This is a genomic window from Clostridiaceae bacterium (assembly GCA_012840395.1).
Lineage (GTDB): Bacteria > Bacillota > Clostridia > Acetivibrionales > DULL01 > DULL01.
This window is the reverse complement of record DULL01000050.1, coordinates 48,172-69,556: the sequence shown is the minus strand read 5'-3', so window position 1 is coordinate 69,556 and position 21,385 is coordinate 48,172. Positions and strand designations below refer to the sequence as shown.

General features: G+C 36.6%; 18 protein-coding genes. 14 read left to right on the top strand and 4 right to left on the bottom strand.

Annotated elements, in window-relative coordinates:
* The first annotated feature begins 149 nt into the window (after positions 1-149).
* The 6 genes from GXX20_06495 (at position 150) to GXX20_06470 (ending at position 5,144) form a co-directional block, all read left to right on the top strand.
* The gene (locus GXX20_06495) at positions 150-470 is read left to right on the top strand and encodes a putative heavy metal-binding protein (GenBank protein HHW31309.1); all 321 of its coding nucleotides are present in this window, start codon (positions 150-152) and stop codon (positions 468-470) included.
* A 190-nt stretch (positions 471-660) separates the two neighbouring features.
* Positions 661-1,593 (top strand): hypothetical protein, encoded by a 933-nt coding sequence (locus tag GXX20_06490; protein HHW31308.1) that lies wholly within the window; start codon positions 661-663, stop codon positions 1,591-1,593.
* Positions 1,594-1,831: 238 nt separating this feature from the next.
* The gene (locus GXX20_06485; protein HHW31307.1) at positions 1,832-2,452 is read left to right on the top strand and encodes a hypothetical protein; all 621 of its coding nucleotides are present in this window, start codon (positions 1,832-1,834) and stop codon (positions 2,450-2,452) included.
* An 83-nt stretch (positions 2,453-2,535) separates the two neighbouring features.
* Positions 2,536-3,417 (top strand): HEAT repeat domain-containing protein, encoded by an 882-nt coding sequence (locus GXX20_06480; protein ID HHW31306.1) that lies wholly within the window; start codon positions 2,536-2,538, stop codon positions 3,415-3,417.
* Positions 3,418-3,478: 61 nt separating this feature from the next.
* A complete protein-coding gene (cwlD, locus tag GXX20_06475; protein ID HHW31305.1) occupies positions 3,479-4,231 on the top strand; it encodes an N-acetylmuramoyl-L-alanine amidase CwlD in 753 nt (250 codons plus the stop codon).
* A gap of 247 nt (positions 4,232-4,478) precedes the next feature.
* Positions 4,479-5,144 carry a redox-sensing transcriptional repressor Rex gene (locus tag GXX20_06470; protein ID HHW31304.1) on the top strand — a complete coding sequence of 222 codons (666 nt, stop codon included), beginning with the start codon at positions 4,479-4,481 and terminating at the stop codon, positions 5,142-5,144.
* A gap of 48 nt (positions 5,145-5,192) precedes the next feature.
* Here GXX20_06470 and GXX20_06465 read toward each other — a convergent pair whose 3' ends face one another.
* Positions 5,193-6,296 (bottom strand): prephenate dehydrogenase, encoded by a 1,104-nt coding sequence (locus GXX20_06465; GenBank protein HHW31303.1) that lies wholly within the window; start codon positions 6,294-6,296, stop codon positions 5,193-5,195.
* A 40-nt stretch (positions 6,297-6,336) separates the two neighbouring features.
* Complete coding sequence (aroF, locus tag GXX20_06460) at positions 6,337-7,368, bottom strand: 3-deoxy-7-phosphoheptulonate synthase (protein ID HHW31302.1); 1,032 nt, start codon at positions 7,366-7,368, stop codon at positions 6,337-6,339.
* Between the two features lie 408 nt (positions 7,369-7,776).
* Between aroF and fusA the strand changes: the two genes are divergently transcribed.
* The 6 genes from fusA (at position 7,777) to GXX20_06430 (ending at position 15,936) form a co-directional block, all read left to right on the top strand.
* Positions 7,777-9,864 carry an elongation factor G gene (fusA, locus tag GXX20_06455; GenBank protein ID HHW31301.1) on the top strand — a complete coding sequence of 696 codons (2,088 nt, stop codon included), beginning with the start codon at positions 7,777-7,779 and terminating at the stop codon, positions 9,862-9,864.
* Between the two features lie 248 nt (positions 9,865-10,112).
* Positions 10,113-11,168 (top strand): DUF4349 domain-containing protein, encoded by a 1,056-nt coding sequence (locus GXX20_06450; protein ID HHW31300.1) that lies wholly within the window; start codon positions 10,113-10,115, stop codon positions 11,166-11,168.
* A gap of 191 nt (positions 11,169-11,359) precedes the next feature.
* A complete protein-coding gene (locus GXX20_06445) occupies positions 11,360-11,824 on the top strand; it encodes a CtsR family transcriptional regulator (protein ID HHW31299.1) in 465 nt (154 codons plus the stop codon).
* A gap of 83 nt (positions 11,825-11,907) precedes the next feature.
* Positions 11,908-12,417, top strand: coding sequence for a hypothetical protein (locus GXX20_06440; GenBank protein ID HHW31298.1), 510 nt, complete (start codon positions 11,908-11,910; stop codon positions 12,415-12,417).
* 18 nt (positions 12,418-12,435) lie between these two features.
* Complete coding sequence (locus GXX20_06435; protein HHW31297.1) at positions 12,436-13,470, top strand: protein arginine kinase; 1,035 nt, start codon at positions 12,436-12,438, stop codon at positions 13,468-13,470.
* A gap of 6 nt (positions 13,471-13,476) precedes the next feature.
* Positions 13,477-15,936, top strand: coding sequence for an ATP-dependent Clp protease ATP-binding subunit (locus tag GXX20_06430; protein ID HHW31296.1), 2,460 nt, complete (start codon positions 13,477-13,479; stop codon positions 15,934-15,936).
* 106 nt (positions 15,937-16,042) lie between these two features.
* Here GXX20_06430 and GXX20_06425 read toward each other — a convergent pair whose 3' ends face one another.
* Positions 16,043-17,302, bottom strand: coding sequence for a glycosyltransferase family 2 protein (locus tag GXX20_06425; protein HHW31295.1), 1,260 nt, complete (start codon positions 17,300-17,302; stop codon positions 16,043-16,045).
* Positions 17,303-17,507: 205 nt separating this feature from the next.
* On the opposite strand from GXX20_06425, the gene GXX20_06420 reads away from it, so the two are divergent.
* Both GXX20_06420 and radA read left to right on the top strand, forming a co-directional pair.
* Positions 17,508-19,454 (top strand): glycoside hydrolase, encoded by a 1,947-nt coding sequence (locus tag GXX20_06420; protein ID HHW31294.1) that lies wholly within the window; start codon positions 17,508-17,510, stop codon positions 19,452-19,454.
* Positions 19,442-20,806: a DNA repair protein RadA gene (radA, locus tag GXX20_06415; protein ID HHW31293.1), complete on the top strand. Its 1,365-nt coding sequence runs from the start codon at positions 19,442-19,444 to the stop codon at positions 20,804-20,806. Before GXX20_06420 ends, radA begins: the two co-directional genes overlap by 13 nt.
* Here radA and GXX20_06410 read toward each other — a convergent pair.
* The gene (locus tag GXX20_06410) at positions 20,798-21,193 is read right to left on the bottom strand and encodes a DUF1573 domain-containing protein (protein HHW31292.1); all 396 of its coding nucleotides are present in this window, start codon (positions 21,191-21,193) and stop codon (positions 20,798-20,800) included. The genes radA and GXX20_06410 overlap by 9 nt on opposite strands.
* Positions 21,194-21,385 lie beyond the last annotated feature (192 nt).

The following is a 21,385-nucleotide window of genomic DNA, read 5'->3' as shown; positions in this document are numbered from 1 at the left end:
ATTTAATTTTTGGTATAATAGTCACAGGCCTCGGCCTCCTTTTTGGAGTAATAGAGTTTTGTGGTGAAACTATTATACCCCAAGGAGTCCGGGGCTTTCAATTTTCATTTAACTTAACAGAACGTATAAAATTAATTGGAGGGATTCTAATGATTATTACTACAACACCAAGTGTTGAGGGAAGAAGGATTATTGAGTACAAAGGAATAGTGTTTGGTGAAGTTATTTCAGGAGTTGATTTCATTAAGGATTTTGCTGCCGGGCTTACTAATTTTTTCGGAGGCCGTTCCAGGTCTTATGAAGGAGAACTTATTGAAGCAAGGGAATCTGCCATAAGAGAAATGGTAAGCAGGGCTTCTGCCTTGGGTGCCAATGCCGTAGTGGGAGTAGATATTGATTATGAAGTATTGGGCCAGGGTGGAAATATGCTAATGGTAACTGCTTCTGGCACAGCAGTGTTGATAGAATAATAGAGATGAAGAATGTTTTTATATATATAAACTAGGTATTTTTTATATTATTTCTAAAATCACAAGCAGTTACCAGCGTTTAACAGAGCTAGCGTTATTCAATAATGATATGACTTATCAAAGCTGTAGTACCGGGTAATATTAATAAAAATACATGCAATAATAAATCAATTATAGGGAGGTAGCAGAAATGAGTACGTTCGCGCCAAAACCGGCTGACTGGATTCCTTTTAGAGATATGGCTGAGCTTGAAAGGGTCAGGAATATAAAGAGGGCAGATATTGAAAAGCATCCCAATCCAGATTTTAAAATCAAGGTTGTTCCTGATGACCAGATAGAATGGATATGGGTTGAAGACATGTTTTATAGGATATGGAAAAGTGCTCAGGAAGGCAAAAAAATTGTATTTATAACTCCAAATCCTGCTCCTTGCTATGCAAGAGTCGCATCTCTTATTAACAGATTCCGAATAAATTGCAGCCATGTTTATACTTTTAATATGGACGAATGGGCAGACCAGGATGGGAATATTGCTCCTGAAACATATCCCCAAAGTTTAATGAGGGCATACAAGAGATTCTTTTATTCCCAGATTGACCCTGAATTAAGAATGCCTTTAGAGAACGTTTTCGGACCTACTAATGAGAATATTAATGATTACAGTAAAATGATAGCGGACATGGGAGGAGCTGATGTGTGTTATAGCGGTCCTGGCTGGTCAGGACATATTGCCTTTATTGATCCAGATGCTCCTGAGATTGATGCTCCCCTTGAGGAATGGAAAACCCGTACTGCAAGAGTTGTAACACTCCATCCACTTTCAATAGCCCAGCAATCCTTGCATGGAAGTTTCGGAATGAGTGGGGATGTAGCTAATGTACCAACAAAAGGGGCAACAATAGGGCCTGCTGATGTAATTGGTGCAAAACACCGTATAGAATTTCACGGAATAACTACAGCCGGTACATTTGTTACATGGCAGAGGATGGCATCAAGGCTTGTGCTGCATGGCCCGGTTACTCCTAAAGTTCCCTCATCTATCCTCCAGACACTTAGAACTGATGTATATGTTTCAGAAACACTTGCCGCGGATATAGAACCGAAGTGGGATAGGCAGTATTAGGAAGCACAGGGACGGTTCTTCTGCTTCCAAAATGTCCCTGGAAAGTGAAGAAACAGTTATTTTAAAATGATGGAGCGGTGGGAAGCAGGAGAACCGTCCCCTTGCTTCTGGGAACCGTCCCTATGCTTCTGAATTAATGTTGAGGTATGCTCCCGGTTTATTGTATAATTTATATAAGTGCAATACATGTTCAGCTAATTGTAAAAAAGCCTAGTTCTTAAGGCCAGGAGGTTGTTAAATGAAGGAATATATTAAGGGTGGTTTAAAGGTATTAAGTAATTATGTAATAGCTTTAATTTTTTTTGTTGTATTTTTATATACTTTTATTGTAGTCGCTGGGGAGAACTTTGTAAATTGGCTTCATTACTATTCATTTATCATGTTTTTGCTGCTGTTTGCTATTATTTACTCTGATTTTACCAGGCTTGCAAAGAAGGAAAAAAGACCTCAGTACAATATAAAAACCTATCCCTTGAAAGGCCTGGTCTATGGGATTATAGGATTCTTACCCATAATACTTTTAGAAATAATATTTCCATTTATTAAATTTGACGATGAAATTTTTACCAGAATTAAAGAGCTTGTTCTGGATGTGATATTAGGACCGGTATTTTTTGTGCTTAGAATAGGCAATAAGTCAATAATATCTTATATAGCGGCCTCGCTTGTTGTACCGGTTATTACGATGCTATCATATATTGCAGGATATTATGGATTTAAATTTAGAGATCATATAAAACCCAAAGGGACTGAAATACAGCAGACAAGTACGTTTAAGAAAAGTCCCTGGAATCCTTCGCTAAATGAACCTGCTCAGAAAAGTAAGAAGAAAAAGAAAAGCAATAATAAAGAGCAATAACTAATTTGTAATATAAAAATTTAAGAGTTAAAAATAATAATGAAATAAAAAAATGTAATATAAATTGAGATACGGAGGATAAAATGCACCTGGAAGCTGAAGAAGTTTTTAATAGTTATAATGAATTTGCAGGTTATTGTTATGAAAATTATATGAAGGAAATAGAAAAAAAGACTCTTAATGGTAAGGAATTTGTGTATAAAGAACATGAACTGCTGGCATATGTAAATGAACAACTTCAGAGTTGGGTTACCATGCCCATTGACAGCCTAGGAGGTATTACACCTTTGCAATTTTTCCAAAATATTAAAGGATTGGATAATTTTATTGAAGTGTTTAAAATTGGCTCAAAAATATGCGTTGATGTACTTCCGGATGTTTTTATTGATGCTCTAAAAGGTTATGGCCAGGAAGCAGTTGAAAGGTTGTTTGAACTTGCAGTTAATAAAGACTTTATTTCAGATATGGATGAAAACTATGCCATACCATTAATGGCTATAAAAATTTTAAGCCTCTGGAAGGAAGAAAGGGCAGTCCCTGTTTTTATTGACCTGCTTATGGAAATAGATGAGGACAATGAGCTTTTTTTGGAAAGCATAAAACAGGCACTGGTTGATATAGGAGAAAAAGCATTAATGCCCATATTCAATTCAATTAATACTGCCCCTCAGATCGGTGTCAGGCAGGAATATCTTATTATGGCACTGTCAGAGGTAGGAAGGTATCATAGATCTGATTTCATATATAAATGTTTGAAAGACTCATTTCGCAGGATGGAAAACAAAGTAATGGGAGCTTTATGCCTTGCGGGTTACGGAGATGGAAGGGCAATACCTGCATTAAGAGGATACGTCCTGAAGAATTATACAAAGTTGGACAGAAACTCCTTTTTAGATTTTTTATGGGCTATTGAAGAACTTGGAGGGGAGATTCAAGATTTAAAGCAATTTATGCCTGCTACATGAATATAGCCAACCCTACCTGAATATTTTAGTATTGAATTATTCAGGTATGGGATGGTGTGATATGATTATTATATTAAGGAAACGTAATGTTTTGTTATTTACTTTGATTTTTGTGTTGCTTTTGGCATTTTACGGACTTAATATCAATGAATTTGAGCCAGCATCTGCTATTCCAGAAGGAGAGGCTGATACAGACGTAACAGGTACAAAGAGACTGATACTTATTGACGCCGGACACGGTGGAGAAGATCCGGGAGCTGTAAGCTCATATAGTGGGATTAAAGAAAAAGACATTAATCTTAAAATTGCATTTTATTTAAAGGATTGTCTTGAAGAACTAGGCTACTCAACTTTGATGACCAGAGAAGAAGATGTATTGCAGTATAGTCCTGAAACCACAAACATAATCCAGAAAAGAAGGCAAGATTTACTCAGAAGAAAGAAAATGATGGATGAAGCAGGAGCAGATATTGTGGTTAGTATTCATTTAAATAAATTTCCGGAGACCAAATATTATGGTGCACAGACATTTTATCCTCATAACTCTCCTGAAAGCCAAAAACTTGCTATTGCTATACAAAACAAGTTAAGAGAAAAAGTAGACCCAAATAATAAAAGGGTGGCAATGACAAGAGGAAAACCAAATGAAACACCGATTATAATTTTACGGGACCTCAAGACTCCTACTGTTATAGTGGAGTGTGGCTTCTTATCTAATCCTGATGAAGAGAAAAAACTTGGTACTGAAGAGTATCAGAAAAAACTAGCTTCTGCAATTGCTGAAGGCATTAAGGAATATTTTAATGACAAGTGACTCCTAATAAATCAAAAATATGGAAATAATATAAAGAGAATAATATTGCTTAAAGAATAATAAAGTTCAAAATATAAAGAGTAACTTGAAAGTCAAAAAAATACACGCTTACAATTGACAAAAAAATAACAATATGTTATTGTTTTGTTGTAAGCAAATGGTATTATTGTATATTATTATTACGGGTTATTCTTAATATTTTAATTTATTATTATTCTAAATATTTTTTATTTATTGGGAGGATCAAATGGATTCGAAAAAGAGAATTTCAATTGCGGTTATCAGACGTTTGCCAAGGTATTATAGGTATTTATCAGACTTGCTTCAGCAGAACATTACCAGAATATCATCTAAAGAACTTAGCGAAAGAATGGGTATTACCGCATCTCAGATACGCCAGGATCTAAACTGCTTTGGAGGGTTTGGCCAGCAGGGTTATGGATATAATGTACAAGCACTTTATGAGGAAATAGGCAAAATATTAGGTATTGACCACAAGTTTACAACAATTATTATTGGCGCAGGTAATATGGGACATGCTCTTGCCAATTACGGTAATTTTGAAAAAAGAGGCTTTAACTTAATAGGCATCTTTGATATTGACCCAAAACTTGTAGGGCAAAAAATAAGAGGAATTAAAATATCACATATGAATGAATTAGAAAATTTCATTTCAGAAAATCATGTTGATATAGCAATTTTAACTGTACCATATGATGAAACACCTGCAGTAGCCGATAGAGTTGCCCGTCTTGGAGTAAAAGGACTTTGGAATTTCTCTCCCATGGATTTGAGGCTTCCATATGATGTAATTATTGAAAATGTCCACTTGAGTGATAGCCTTGCAGTACTAGGATATAAACTTAATGAAAGAAGAAATGCACAAAAGAAAGATAAACAAGCTGAAAAATAAGCTGATAAACAAGCTGCATTAACATTAACATGTTTTGGTCAACTATTGTCAACTATTTTTAAATACCCTGTATCCAATACCGGTAAGGAGATTAAATGCATTTTCCTTGCTAGTATTATCAGGGAAACTGATTCTCAGGCAACCTTGTTCAAATTCTCTGCTATTAGATACATTAATATTTTTAATGTTAATATTATTATGCCCTAGGATAGAAGTTATTTCACCAATAATACCGGGTTTGTCCACTACATCTATAACTATTTCGAAATTGGGTTCTATAAGCCCTTTTTTGTTGTCAGGGAGTGAATCACGATATTTTCTCGCAGATTCAAAAAAATTTAAAATAGCTTTTGAATCTCTTTTTTCTATACTTTCTTTAATGTTGTTAAGTATTTTTATATAGTAATTTAATATGCGTTTTGTTTCAGTGGCATTACCGAGAATCACACCTTCCCACATCTCCGGGTTTGAAGAAGCAATCCTTGTAATATCCCGGAATCCTCCTGCGGCTAGCATTCGTGCTTTACCTTCGGAAGTATCTGTTTCTCTTACCAGGTTGACCAGCGCAGAAGCAATTATATGAGGCACATGACTGATACTTGCAACAATCGAATCGTGTTCCCGGGCATCCAATATAACGGGTATGGCTCCTATTACTTTTAAAAGATCAGAAAGGAATTTTATTGACCTTTCCAAAGTCTTTTTACCAGGGCATAGGATATAATAGGCATTTTCGAACAAGTGAGAGTAACTTGCTTCGTAACCTGCTTTCTCACTACCTGCCATGGGATGCCCTCCTATGAAATTATTTAGTCCTAGGAGGCTATCAGCAAAATTAATTATTTCTCCTTTTATACTACCTACATCAGTAATAATGCACTCCTGGTTCACTGTACCATTCAACAGTACTAATAAATCTTTGGTGAATTTTACCGGAGTACAAATAAAAATAATATCAGAGTCATGTACATACCTATCCACGGTAGTGCTGCCATGCATAATAATACCGTCATTTTTGGCATTTCTTAATGTTTCTTCATCATGATCAACGGCATATATACATGTTATGCCTGCACGTTCATGAAGTGCTTTTGCCAGAGAGCCTCCTATCAACCCTAAACCAATAATGGTTATTTTAATGTTTTTGTACATTTTTATACCTCTATAGCTTCATAAAATATTGTTTTATTTGTTATACCTGCTCAGGATACTTAAATTCCCTGCCTACTATCTCTGCAATTTTTTCTATATTCCTGCACAAGGAATCAAAATCCTCAGGAGTTAGTTGTTGAGCAGCATCAGAAAGGGCGCATCTCGGATTTGGATGAACTTCTATTATCAAACCATCGGCACCTGCAGCAACCGCTGCTTTTGAAAGAGGAGCAATATACTGGTGCTTGCCAGCCGCATGACTGGGATCAACAATTATGGGAAGGTGGCTGAGCCGTTTAACTACAGGTACAGCACTAATATCCAGGGTATTTCTGGTGGCAGTTTCAAAAGTTCTTATGCCTCTTTCACATAATACTACATTGTAGTTGCCTTCACTCACAATATATTCAGCTGCATTTAACCATTCTTCAATAGTAGCAGAGGGACCTCGCTTAAACAAGACCGGCTTCTTTGAACGGCCTACTTCCCTCAACAGCTGAAAGTTCTGGACATTACGGGCACCAATCTGAAACATATGAACATATTTATCCGCTATTTCTACAGATCTTTCACTGGTTACTTCGCTGATGGTTAATAACCCTGCTGCTTCTCCGGCTTCTTTTAAAAGTTTTAAGCCTTCTTCTTCAAGCCCTTGAAAAGAGTAGGGCGAAGTTCTGGGCTTAAAGGTGCCTCCTCTTAAAAACTGGGCGCCGGATTTTTTAACTGCCATTGCAGCTGTAAAAATCTGATCTCTACTTTCAACAGCGCAGGGACCAGCCATAATAACCAATTCATTACCGCCGATTTTTACACCTTCAATGTCAATAATAGTGTTTTCCTGCTTAAAAGTCCTGCTTACCAGTTTATAGGACTCCATAATTGGAACAAGCTTATCCACACCAGGCATTAGCTCAAGCGGAATGTTTTTTAAAGGACTTTTATCACCAATAACTCCTATAATTGTCCTGTGAACACCTTTTGATAAATGAACTCCCAAACCTAAGGATTCAAGAAGATCAGTGATTTGTTTTATATCAGACTCTTTTGAATCAGGTTTCATTACAATAATCATACTCCATACTTCCTTTCTTCATATATGATCTACTTAGTATATTTTGCATATATGTCCTTTCAAATACTATTAACCATATTGCCATGCTACATAGAATTAATGTACAATGATAATGTTTAAATGTCAATAATTGTACTCAATAATAGTATTTAGGTATTTAATATTCAGTATATTATAACGCTGCAGTTAATTGCATAACGTTATAGTGATTTTGCTTTATTAATATTTATTTATCTATTATTTTTGTTAAGGTTTTAGTTTAATGTTTGTCCTATATTGGTTATAATAGTAGTAATATCACTTAAAAGTGAAATAATTACTCTACAGTTGAATTTTTTGTGATATAATATTGCAAGCTGTTTTTAATTTGGATCTAACATTTTACAATATAAAATAGGGGGAATTATTATGAAAGAATATTCCATGAAAAACCTTCGCAACATTTGTTTAATGTCCCATGGAGGAGCAGGTAAAACTACTCTTGCAGAAGCGATGTTGTATAATACAGGAGTGCTTGATAGGTTTGGAAAAGTAGTAGATGGAAATACAACTACTGACTTTGATCCTGAAGAAATTAAAAGAAAAATTTCTATCAACACAGCAATAGCTCCCTGTGAATGGAAAAACCATAAGATTAATGTAATCGACACACCAGGATACTTTGATTTTGTAGGAGAAGTTAAACAAGGCGTAAGGGTTGCAGAAGGTGCAGTAATACTTGTAGCTGCAAAAGGAGGACTCCAGGTTGGAACTGAGAAGTCCTGGGCTTATGCAGAAGAACAGGGGATTCCCAAAATGTTCTTTATCAGCAAAATTGACGAAGAAAACGCAAACTTTGATGAAGCCTTTAATCAACTGGTTGAAAAGTATGGTAATAAAGTAATTGCTTTTCAGCTCCCCATTATGGAGGGTGGTAAATTTACAGGTGTTGTAGATATAGTTAATATGAATGCTAAAAAATTTGAAAAAGACAAAGTTGTAGATATGGATATCCCCTCCGCATTAAGTGGAAGAGCAAGTGAATTAAGAGAAGCCCTGAAGGAAGCAGTTGCAGAAACAGACGAAGAACTTATGGAAAAATTCTTTGAAGGGGAAGAATTTACTGCAGATGAGATTAAGAAAGGATTAAGGAATGGAATTATAAACGGAGATATCGTTCCTGTGTTGTGCGGTTCCGCAATAAATAATAGCGGAGTACAGCTGTTAATGGATGCAATAATTGAGTATATGCCGGCTCCGGATTATAAATCCACAATTAAGGCAAAGAAACCAGGAAATGATGAGACTGTTGAATTAAAGACAGATCCTGAAGAGTCTTTATCTGCTCTCGTATTTAAGACTATAGCAGACCCCTTTGTAGGTAAAATTACATTGTTCAGAGTTTATTCTGGAACCATGAAATCTGATTCAGTAGTTTATAATTCATCAACTGAAAAGAATGAAAAGATTGCACAGATATTTATGCTAAGAGGTAAGAAACAAATACCTGTAGATAAACTAATTGCAGGTGATATTGGGGCTGTTGCAAAACTGCAGTTTACTAATACCAATGATACTCTGTGCGCTCAATCCAATCCGGTAGTTCTGGAAAAGATTAAATTCCCAGCACCAGCTCTTACACTGGCAATAGAAGCAGTTGCAAAGGGTGACGAAGAAAAAATCAGCGCTGGCTTGCAGAAGTTGCAAGATGAAGATGCAACATTCAAGGTAGAAATGAACTCAGAAACTAAACAGCTGCTTATCTCAGGAGTAGGTGACCAGCATCTAGACGTTATTATCAGCAAGTTAAAGTCTAAATTTGGAGTATCTGTTAACCTTGCTGATCCTAAAGTTCCTTATAGAGAAACTATTAGAAAGAAAGTTAAGGTAGAAGGAAAGCATAAAAAGCAAACCGGTGGTCATGGTCAGTATGGCCATGTTTGGATTGAATTTGAGCCTGGCGAAACTGAAGACCTTACATTTGAAGAAAAGATTTTTGGTGGTGCCGTTCCAAAACAGTACTTCCCTGCTGTCGAGAAGGGTTTGAGGGAAGCTATAACCAAAGGTGTACTTGCAGGTTATCCTGTAGTTAATCTTAAGGCAACCTTGGTTGATGGATCCTATCATGATGTTGACTCATCTGAAATGGCGTTTAAAATTGCTGCCAAACTTGCTTATAAGAAAGGACTGCCAACTGCATCTCCAGTATTGCTTGAGCCCATACTCCATGTTGAAGTTTTCATACCTGATAATTACATGGGTGATATTATTGGCGACCTTAACAAGAAGAGAGGAAGAATATTAGGTATGAACCCAATGGGTGACGGAATTCAGCAAGTTGTTGCTGAAGTACCTATGGCAGAAATGTTTAAGTATGCAAATGATTTAAGATCAATGACCCAGGGCAGAGGGTATTTTACACAAAAGTTTGAAAGATATGAGGAAGTACCTCCTATGATTGCCCAGAAGGTAATTGATGAGGCTAAGAAAGAAATGACAGAAGAGGATGAAGATTAATTAACATTATAATTAACATTATATAAAAGTTGATACTTGATACACTGTTAATGCGGATGATCATAAGGTTATCCGCTGTTTTTTTATGCTTATTTACACTGGCTGGAACTTATATCCTCCTGTTACGTCTTAATTTATAACAAAAAAATAGCAAGAAAGTTCACTATAGCCAGAAAATTCTATTATTGCACTGCAATAGGTTTATTGGTTCCAATGCCATAAGTTTTCTATTACAAGGAGGATATAAAATGAAAAAAAGATTACTTCCCCTGCTTATTTCTCTTATGCTGACAGTATCACTACTCTTTGGATGTTCCTCAGGGAAAAAATCTGATTCTGCCAAATCTGTTGCACCATCAGAAGGAGCAGGCATTCAGGCTACTGCAACCAGCAAGGGACCTGTTGTAAATACAGAATTTGATGGAGTTTCAGAAAAACCCTCAGAAACAAAAGAAGTATCAGGTTCTGCCAACTCAGGAGAAAAAACCGTGGCAGACGATGCAACAGCTATTACTGGAGGAGGCAGCGATGTACGTCAATTGGTAAGCAACGCAATATTGGCTGAAAGAAAAATAATACGTAAAGCTAATATTACGGTTGAAGTTGAAAATTTTGACCGGGCGCAAAGTCAGATCAACACCTTTATACTTGGAATAGGTTATGTGCAAGAGTCAAATATAAATACAGAAAAATTCTATGTAAATTCTGAAGTTAAACTTATAAAAAGCGGCACTATTATTATAAGGGTGGACAAAGATAAATTTGACAAAGTTATAAACGATATTAAAGGAATAGGACTGGTTATAGGGGAAAATATAGGAACTGAAGATGTAACAGAAAGATATTTTGATATAGAATCAAGATTAAGACTTTTACGATTTGAAGAACAAAGGCTTGAAGAATATTTAAAGAAATTGGAAGACCCTGACACTATATTTAAAACTGAAAGCAGATTGACGGATATCAGACATGAAATAGAAGGATTAACAGGTAATCTTAGAAAACTTAGCGAACTGACAGAATTATCTACTATAACAATTAATATGTATGAAAAAAATCCATATGCAGGTAATGTTAATAAACAGCCAAGAACTTACGGTCAAAGGCTTCGTGATAGTTTTCTGGACAGCGTAAGAGGTGTTGTTTCATTCTGCGGGGATTTGCTTATCCTGCTGGTTCAAATACTTCCGGTTCTAATACTTTTAGGTATTTTTCTGTTAATCGCGTTTACCATTTTCAAAAAAATCAACAAAAACAGATTTAACAACAAAAGCAAAAATGAAAAAATTAATAGTGAAGAATAAAAAATAGTATCATTGCATACAAGATTTCCAAGTGGATACAATAATGAATATTAATTTAAGAGAAATATAAAGCTAAAAATTTCTTGAAATAAAATGCAAAGTATTTTATAATATCATTGATAGTCAAAGATAGTCAAAATCAGTAATCTTTATTATAAATATAAATACTACTTGGTAAAAGAGGTGAGATAGTGGCTAGATTAAGTGATATTATTGAATCTTTTTTAAAAGAACTTATTGCCAGCGCAGACGGTGTAGTGGAAATACAGAGAAATGAACTGGCAAATCAATTTAATTGTGTACCGTCTCAGATAAATTATGTTTTGGATACGAGGTTTAATGTTGAGAATGGATACTATGTTGAAAGCAGACGCGGCGGAGGAGGATATATCAGAATCAGAAGGGTGAACATTTCAAATAATGCTCCAGCCAAATACCTTATGCATATAGTGACTTCAATGGGTGACAGTATTTCTCAGCAAACAGCGGAAATATTTATTAATAATTTTATAGACTACAATGTATTAATGGAAAGAGAAGGGTTATTGCTGAAAGCAGCTACCAGTGACAAGGTTTTGGGCAATATTCCTCTCCCTGAAAGAGACGTTTTAAGGGCAGGTATATTAAAGAATATGCTGATGAGCTTGCTTGTATAAGTATATAACCCGGAATTTATAAATAGATTTCCATGAGATTTTGCATAGAATTATATAGTAGTATATGAAAGGGTGAGGAATCGGTGCTTTGCCAGAATTGCCAAAAAAGGGCAGCCACGGTACATTTTACAAAGATTATTAATAATACAAAAGTAGAAGCTTTTTTATGTGAACAATGTGCGAAGGAAAAAGGCCAGGTTAATTTTGGTTTCAGCATAAATCCATTTAATATAGGTGAGTTTTTTGCGGGGCTTTTAGGATATCATAACAATGCCCCATTTACTTCTACCATGCCAATGGATGCAGTCTGTGAGAGGTGTGGTTTGAGTTTTCAGCAATTCCAAAAAACAGGCAAGTTTGGATGCAGTAATTGTTACAAGGCATTTGAAGATAATCTGAGACCATTGATGAACAGGCTTCACGGTAATGTCAAGCATAATGGGAAGGTACCTAAGAAATTTGCGAAAGGTATCGAGAAAACTAAAGAAATAGAAAAGCTAAGAGAACAACTGTCAATTGCAATTCAGAATGAGGAATATGAAAAAGCTGCCAGCATCAGGGACAGGATAAAATTTCTGGAGAGCAGCATGTAATACTGAGGAGGCGGGAATATGAGAAGCTGGTATCTTGAAAAAGGACCTGAAAATGATGTAGTAATAAGTAGCAGAGTCAGGCTGGCACGAAATATTAAGGATTACCCTTTCCCGGTAAAAATAACAGCTGAACAAAGCAGGGAAGTTATTGAAAAAGTAAAAAATGCTTTATTATATAATAAATTGTTTGCTGATAAAGGCCTGAAATTTTATGACATGCAACAATTAAATTCTATAGAAAGACAGACTTTGGTGGAAAAACATCTGATAAGTCCTGAAATGGCAGAAAAGCAGGCAGTTTGCGGTGCAATAATAAGCAAAGATGAAATTATAAGTGTAATGATTAATGAAGAGGACCACCTCAGGATTCAAAGTTTGCTTCCGGGTATGCAGATAAATGAGGCAAAAGAAACATGTATGATGATAGATTCAGCCCTTGAGGAAAAAATAGATTTTGCTTTCAATGACAGGTATGGGTACTTAACATGTTGTCCTACAAACATTGGTACCGGAATGAGAGCATCATTTATGCTGCATCTTCCGGCTCTTACCATTTCAGGATATATCAGAAATGTGCTTGAAGCCTGCGGAAAACTTGGAATGGCGGTTAGAGGTTTGTATGGAGAGCACTCGGAGGCTACCGGAAACATATTTCAAATATCAAATCAGGCTACTTTAGGTCTGACTGAAGATGATATAATAGCCGGAATTTCAAATATTATCACTCAGATTATTGAGCAGGAAAGAAACGTGAGAAATGAACTTTATAAACAAAATCCTCTTAAAACAGAAGACAGGGTATTCCGTTCTTTAGGTATTTTAACAAATGCACGGGTAATTTCAGCAGAAGAAAGTCTGAAACTTCTTTCTGATGTTAGACTGGGTGTGAGTTTGGGAATAATTAAAAATATCGATATAAAAACATTAAATGAGGTAATGGTAATAATTCAGCCGGCTATTCTGCAGAAAGGTGTTGGAAGTGCGCTAGGCCCTGATGAAAGAGATGTTAAGCGGGCAGAAATAATTAGAAATAAACTGGCAGGATTGGAGTGATGAATAATGTACGGAAGATTTACAGAGAAGGCCGAAAGGGCTATTAATATTTCGCAGGAAAGTGCAGCAGCATTAGGCCATAATTATGTAGGAACAGAACATTTATTACTAGGGCTTGTAAAAGAAGGTACGGGAATAGCAGCAAGAGTATTAGCAAGTCAAGGAGTAAATGAAGAAAAAATAATAAAAGAAATTGAAGAATTGATTGGAAGAGGGACAGAGAAAGTTGAACAGCCCCTTGGTTTTACACCAAGAACAAAAAGGGTGCTGGAATTAAGTCTCCTTGAAGCCAGGAGATTAGGGCATAGTTTTATCGGAACAGAACATCTTCTCATTGGAATAATGAGAGAAGGAGAAAGTGTTGCAGTAAGAATTCTGATGGATCTGGGAGTAGACCCTCAGAAACTGATAAATGAGATAATGAAGCTGTTAAATAATAGCTTTGGTCCTTCTGCATCAGAGGGATTATCAAGACAATATAAGGGAAGTTCAAGCACACCCACTCTTATGCAGTTTGGCAGAGATTTAACTGAAATGGCCAGGGATGGCAAATTTGATCCGATTATCGGGCGTGATAAAGAAATAGAGAGAGTTATTCAGATATTGAGCAGAAGAACAAAGAATAACCCGTGTCTCATAGGAGAGCCAGGTGTAGGAAAAACCGCAATAGTAGAAGGCTTGGCCCAAAAAATTATTGAAGGTAATGTGCCTGAAACTATAAAAGACAAGAGAGTGGTAACTCTTGACCTTTCCGCAATGGTGGCAGGTGCCAAATACAGGGGAGAGTTTGAAGAACGGCTTAAAAAAGCTATGGATGAGATAAGAAAAGCAGGAAATGTAATATTATTTATAGACGAAATGCATACTATCATAGGAGCGGGAGCAGCTGAAGGAGCTATAGATGCAGCAAATATATTAAAACCCGCGCTTGCCAGGGGAGAGATTCAGGTTATAGGTGCAACTACTCTGGATGAATACAGAAAGCATGTGGAAAAAGATGCTGCCCTGGAAAGAAGGTTCCAGCCCATTACAGTAGGCGAACCTACAAAGGAAGAAACTATTGAGATACTCAAAGGAATCAGAGATAAATATGAAGCTCACCACAGAGTAAAAATATCCGATAGTGCTATTGAAGCTGCTGTTAGGCTTTCAGACAGATATATAACAGACAGGTTTCTCCCTGATAAAGCTATTGACTTAATTGATGAAGCAGCTTCAAGGTTAAGGCTTAAATCTTTTACAGCTCCTCCGGATTTAAAAGACCTGGAAGAGAGGGTTGAAAAATGCAGCAAGGAAAAAGAAGAAGCAGTAAGATGTCAGGAGTTTGAAAAGGCTGCCAGATTAAGAGATCAGGAGAAGGCTCTAAGAGAGGAACTTGAAAGAAAGAGGAATAGCTGGAGTCAGAGAAACCAGACCACAACAAACACTGTAACTGAGGAAGAAATAGCTGAAGTGGTATCAAGTTGGACGGGTATTCCCGTAAAGAAACTGGCACAGGAAGAAGCTGAGCGCCTTGTAAACATGGAGGAAGTTCTTCATAAAAGAGTGGTAGGCCAGGACGAGGCGGTTAAAGCTGTAGCAAGAGCAATAAGAAGAGGACGGGTAGGATTAAAAGATCCTAAGCGCCCGGTTGGATCTTTTATTTTCCTTGGGCCTACAGGGGTAGGAAAGACAGAATTAAGCAAAGCACTGGCAGAAGCCATGTTTGGCGACGAAAAAGCCATGATAAGAATTGATATGTCTGAGTATATGGAAAAGCATACCGTTTCAAGGCTTATAGGATCACCACCGGGATATGTAGGATATGAAGAAGGAGGCCAGCTTACTGAGAAAGTAAGAAGAAAGCCTTATTCTGTAGTGCTGTTTGATGAAATAGAGAAAGCCCATCCGGATGTATTCAATATTCTACTTCAGATATTGGAAGACGGAAGACTAACAGATTCTCAAGGAAGAACGGTGGACTTTAGGAATACCATATTAATAATGACTTCCAATGTGGGTGCCAGATTGATTACTGAGCCCAAACGCCTCGGTTTTTCTCCTGTAGGAGATACAAGAGCGAAAGACTATGAGGAAATGAAAGCAAATGTAACAAGTGAACTGAAAAAAACTTTTAGACCTGAGTTTCTTAACAGAGTTGATGAAATAATTGTATTCCATCCGCTTGAAGAAGAACATGTCAGAAAAATAGCAGATATTATGATTGACAACCTGATTAAGAGACTTCAGCAAAACGCTATTTCTCTTGAAGTTACAGAAAAAGCAAAATTATTTGTCGCTTCCAAAGGTTTCGATCAAATATATGGTGCAAGGCCTTTGAGACGTGCAATTCAAACAATGATAGAGGACCGGCTTGCAGAAGAAATGCTCGAAGGTAAAATCAAGACCGGAGACCATGCAGTAATTGATTTACAGGATGATAATTTGGTAGTAAAAAAGAAGGAAACTGCTGTAAAAAGGTTTTAAGGTATGGTGACACCCCTCGGAAGCACAGGGACGGTTCTTTTGCTTCCAAAGGCTTGCCTTGGAAGCAAAAGAACCGTCCCTGTGCTTCCCCTGTGCTTCCTTTTCCTCACCTTGCTTCCTCCAGCTCACTTATCCTGATTGTTCTGGTATGCATGGTATGAGTCCATATTTTATTGTCCTTGCTTAAAAAGCCTTGTATGGTGATGGGTAACCAAGTAAGGCAATAAAAAGGATATATGATAAACCCGATCATTGTTTCCATTTTAAATTTCTTTTCTAAAAGAATAATAAAAGGGCCATAAAAAAATTGCAGAATAACATATATTTGCCATATAAAATCAGGGAAAAAGCTTTTTATATTAAAGAAGGGAGAATTAACATATATTGTTTGAACCCACATCATAACAGTCATAATTCCGATCAGCAGGAACCTTATAGGCTGAAATAAGTATAACGCGCAATCAAAGGAAGTAAGATCTCCTTTTGTAAAAGCTCTTTTTAAAAGAGGAGCTACAAAGCGAATGGCACAATCTGCGTGTCCCTGCATCCAGCGTTTTCTTTGTTTCCATGACTGTTTAAGAGTTAAAGGTTTTTCATCATAAACAACAGCATTATGTGCCCAGGCTATTTTAATTCCACTTAATGCAAGCTTCATAGTAAATTCTAAATCTTCTGTCAGGCAGGTGGAACCCCAACCTATCTTTCGAAGAACTTCTGTGTCCACACAAAAACCCGTTCCGCATAAACTGCAGCTAAGACCAAGATTATACCTGGGAAGCTGGAATATTCGATTTGACAGCCAGAAAGCTATGGAATAGGAAATTGTTATCCAGGAGTCGTATGGATTCTTGCTGTCAAGATAACCTTGTATAACTTTATGGCCTTCACATAACAGATTGTTCATTTCAGCAAGAAAATTAGAGGAAACCAGATTATCGGCATCGAAAACGCATATGGCATCGTATTTATTTTCCATAGAAAGCAATTTGCTGAACATCCATTCTAAAGCATAACCTTTTCCTCTTTCCTGGTTATTTATCCTTGTAAAAACTAATGCTCCATGATTCCTGGCAATATTTGCGGTATTGTCAGTACAATTGTCTGCTACTACATATATATCATATAAATTACGAGGATAGTTTTGTCTCAGTAAACTTTCGATGATATGGGCTATAACTAATTCCTCGTTATGTGCTGCAATAACGAGAGCAAACTTTTTTGTTGGTTTGTGTTGAGTTATGCTGTTTTCCCTGTCCATGATTAATCCAAATATAGATATACTAAAAAAATAACAACCTCCTACAAATACAAGAACCTGTATCACTTGAGATATGCTATAAACAGTATTTTCAAATTCCGAAAGCATTTTAATCCTCCGAACATAAAAAGTCTAAAAAAGTCTTATATTATTGTGTGCTTAATACTTAAAAATATTAGCAACCTGGAAATAATGTAACCTTTTTTCTTAAATTCACTTCAAAGTTTTATGATTGAATAATAAATATAAGGAATATGGTATAATATCCTTAATAATTATTCCTTAACTATTAAGGACACAGGAGTAATGTTTAATGGCGAAATCCTATCTTAATAACGCTATAATTGGCAATTCACGGTTATTGGCATGTTTGACAGACAAGGGTGAATTAATAAGATTTTTTTGGCCTAATATTGATTATCAACAGCATATAGAAAATATGTATACCGGGATTTTTTTTATTGACCGGCAAAGTACCACATGGCTTCACGAAACAAACTGGGATCACAGCCAGAGCTATGTGGAAGACACTAATATTGTACGTACTTTGCATAAGGACGGCCGGAATAATCTCAAAGTGCTTCAATATGACTATGCACTAATTAACAGAGATATTATAATCAGAGAATATGAGATAGAAAATACCGGAATACATGAAGTCAATCTGGCGTTTATCCTTTATTCTTCTGCCACAAGCACTGTTTATGACTTGAGGAGTACACTGTTTGATTTTGATTGCGATGCTCTGATTCATTATAATCATGGACATTATATATCTATTTCTGCAGATCGGATTGTCTGGCAATTCCAATTAGGGAATAATGCTTATGAAAATGCCGGGAATGGGGTGCTGAAAGGTTATGACAGCATAGGAATGGTGCCGGAAGGAGCCATGATGTGGGAACTTGGTAAATTTAAACCAAGAGAAAAAAAGAAGATTATTATTTTTATATGTGCTGCAAGCACACTTAAAAGTGTTAAAACTATTACAAGACATATAAAAAGTTCCAATATAAATCATGAATATAATGATACTGTAAGATACTGGCATGACTATCTGAAAAGTGCAAGGCAAATCTGTACCGGTATAGAAAGTATAGACCGGTTATATAAACGATCTCTTCTGGTTTTCAGGCTTATGGCTGACAGCAGGACAGGTGGAATTTTAGCTTCTGCAGAAATTGATGAGCATTTTACCAAATGTGGGAGGTATGCATACTGTTGGGGAAGAGATGCAGGCTTTATCGCCAGCGCCCTGGATAAATGCGGATTAAAAGAAATGGTGGACAAATTCTATGAATGGACTGCAAATACACAGGAAGATGACGGATCATGGAGCCAAAGGTATTTTATGGATGGTAATCTGGCACCCTCATGGGGATTGCAAATAGATGAAACAGGCACTATTATTTGGGGCATATTACAGCATTATTTACAGACTGGTGACGCAGCTTTTCTAACAAATATGTGGAATAACGTAAAAAAAGGTGTTGAATTCTTAATTAAATTTTTAGATAAAAGCACAGGTCTTCCAGGACCCAGCTATGATCTGTGGGAAGAAAGGTTTGGTGTCCACGCATACTCTTCTGCGGCAGTATATGCAGGTATTTGTGCAGGGGCTGAGGTTGCAGAGATTCTTAGTATCCCGGGAAATAATATAGAAAAATGGAAAAAGGCGGCTGAAGAGTTAAGGAATTCTATTGATAAAAATCTATGGAGCGAAGATAAAGGTATATTTCTAAGAAGTATATTAACAAAGCTAAATCCCTGGGGATATGAGCCCGGAAACGAAACAAAGGTGATTCAGGTTAATCAAAAAGGATATAAAAGAGATGTAACCCTGACGGATAACAAAGCTGATATAAGCCTCATTGGGTTGGCAGTACCTTTTGGGGTATATGATGTAAATGATCTCAAAATTAAGAGCACTGTCAGGAGAATAGAAGAGAGACTTACTTCGTATCCCACAAAAGGAATCAAAAGATATGAAGAAGACAATTATATTGGAGGAAATCCATGGGTAATTGCAACTTTATGGATTGCTCTTTATTATGCAAAAATAAAACAATACAAAAAGGCGAAGTACTACTTCGATTGGGCGGTGAAATCCTGTACTGAAATGGGCTTTCTGCCTGAGCAGGTTGACAGGGAAAGTGGAAGGCCTTCCTGGGTTATTCCGCTGACATGGTCTCATGCTATGTTTATACTGGTGCTTATGGAACTTATAGATGGAGAGGAGTTAAAGTTGTGGCAAAGTTAAAATCTGTTTATGTCTGCCATGAGTGTGGATATGAGACATCCGGGTGGCTTGGGAAATGTCCTTCTTGTAACCAATGGAATACTTTGATTGAGGAGGTCAGGTCAGATGCTGCAAAAAGCTTGCAGACATTTGTCAGTGATGCAAAACCTGTCAGAATAAATGATGTCCGGATAGTCAATGAAGAACGTTTTTCCACAGGAATAAAAGAAATGGACCGGGTACTGGGCGGAGGTATTGTGAAAGGTTCTCTGATACTTGTGGGAGGAGATCCGGGAATAGGGAAATCCACTCTTATGCTCCAGATTTGCCAAAGCATAGACTTTGATAAAGATATTATATATATTTCTGGTGAAGAATCTATCAAACAGATAAAAATCAGAGCTGACAGATTGGGTATCAATAGATCTCAACTTCTGCTTATTTCAGAAACAGGATTCCATTCTATAGAAAAGTTGGTAGAAAGTCATAAGCCCGGACTTGTAATAATAGATTCAATTCAAACAATATACAATGAACAGCTTACCTCGGCTCCTGGGAGCATAAGCCAGGTAAGAGAAGCAACCTCAGGTCTCATGAGACTTGCCAAAAGCACCGGAACTACTATTATTATTATAGGTCATGTGACTAAGGAAGGAGCGATAGCCGGCCCCAGGGTACTTGAGCATATGGTGGATACAGTTCTGTACTTTGAAGGTGAGAGGCATATGAGTTATAGGCTGCTTAGAGCTGTAAAAAACAGATTTGGCTCTACCAATGAAATCGGCCTGTTTGAAATGAGAGATTCTGGCCTGGCAGAGATAGAAAACCCTTCATTGGCTATGCTTTCCGGAAAACAGGAAGATGTTCCGGGATCTGTTGTTGTATCAAGCCTTGAAGGCACAAGACCTATGCTTATAGAGATTCAGGCACTTGTATGTGAAAGCAATTTCGGAATGCCCAGAAGAATGGCTACCGGCCTTGATCAGAACAGAATAAATATGTTAATGGCGGTTCTTGAAAAAAGAGTAGGATTTCAGTTATATAATCATGATGCCTACGTAAATGTGGTAGGAGGAATAAGACTGGACGAGCCTGCCTGTGATCTCGGAATAATATGTGCTATTGCTTCCAGTTTCAGAAATGTGTCGGTTGAAAGTTCTACTGTAATAATGGGTGAAGTAGGACTAACTGGTGAAGTACGCGCAATAAGCCAGATAGATAAAAGAATTCTTGAGGCTCTTCGTTTAGGGTTTAGGAACTGCGTTGTTCCCTTGGGGAACTTTAACTCTGCAAATCAAATCAAGAAAGAGCCCGGCACTAATATTTATTACGTAAAAAATGTCCAGGAAGCTCTGGAACTGGTTTTACCTTAGATTGTACTTACCAAGCAGTTTTAGGTTTTCATGTTCTTTTATAAGAATATCATACAGATTAAGATCAAGAGTATTGCATATGGAAGCAAGATAAAACATGCTTCTCCCAATTTCTTTTTCTATAAAATCACGGCAGTTTTCGCAAAGACTACCTTCAAGGTGGGTAGATAAAAGGTTTTTCATTTCTTCAAGACTGGCATTTTCGGAAAACTCTTGTTTTTTTGCGTTTATTTTTAAACAGCCGCAATGAGTGACTGCTTTGATGATGGAACGGTTAATTCTGGAATTAGAATCTTGAAATTTGGTAATCAGATCCAAAATACTTTTGTTGCGGTTAAGAAGTTCGGAAATTGAATACTGGAACTCATCCATTATCATGTCCTTCAATGTTTTCACTCCTCAGCAAGATATATTGGATACCATGTATTAGTAAGTTTATTATAAGTCTTTTTTATGGCCTTTGTCAAATGAAATACGGCATAATTAGCGAGTTAAAAAGCTAAAGGCAGAATTAAAAGGGCAAAAATTAAGGAAAAAATAATCATTGACATATGCGTTTGTTAAGTGGTAGAATATTTA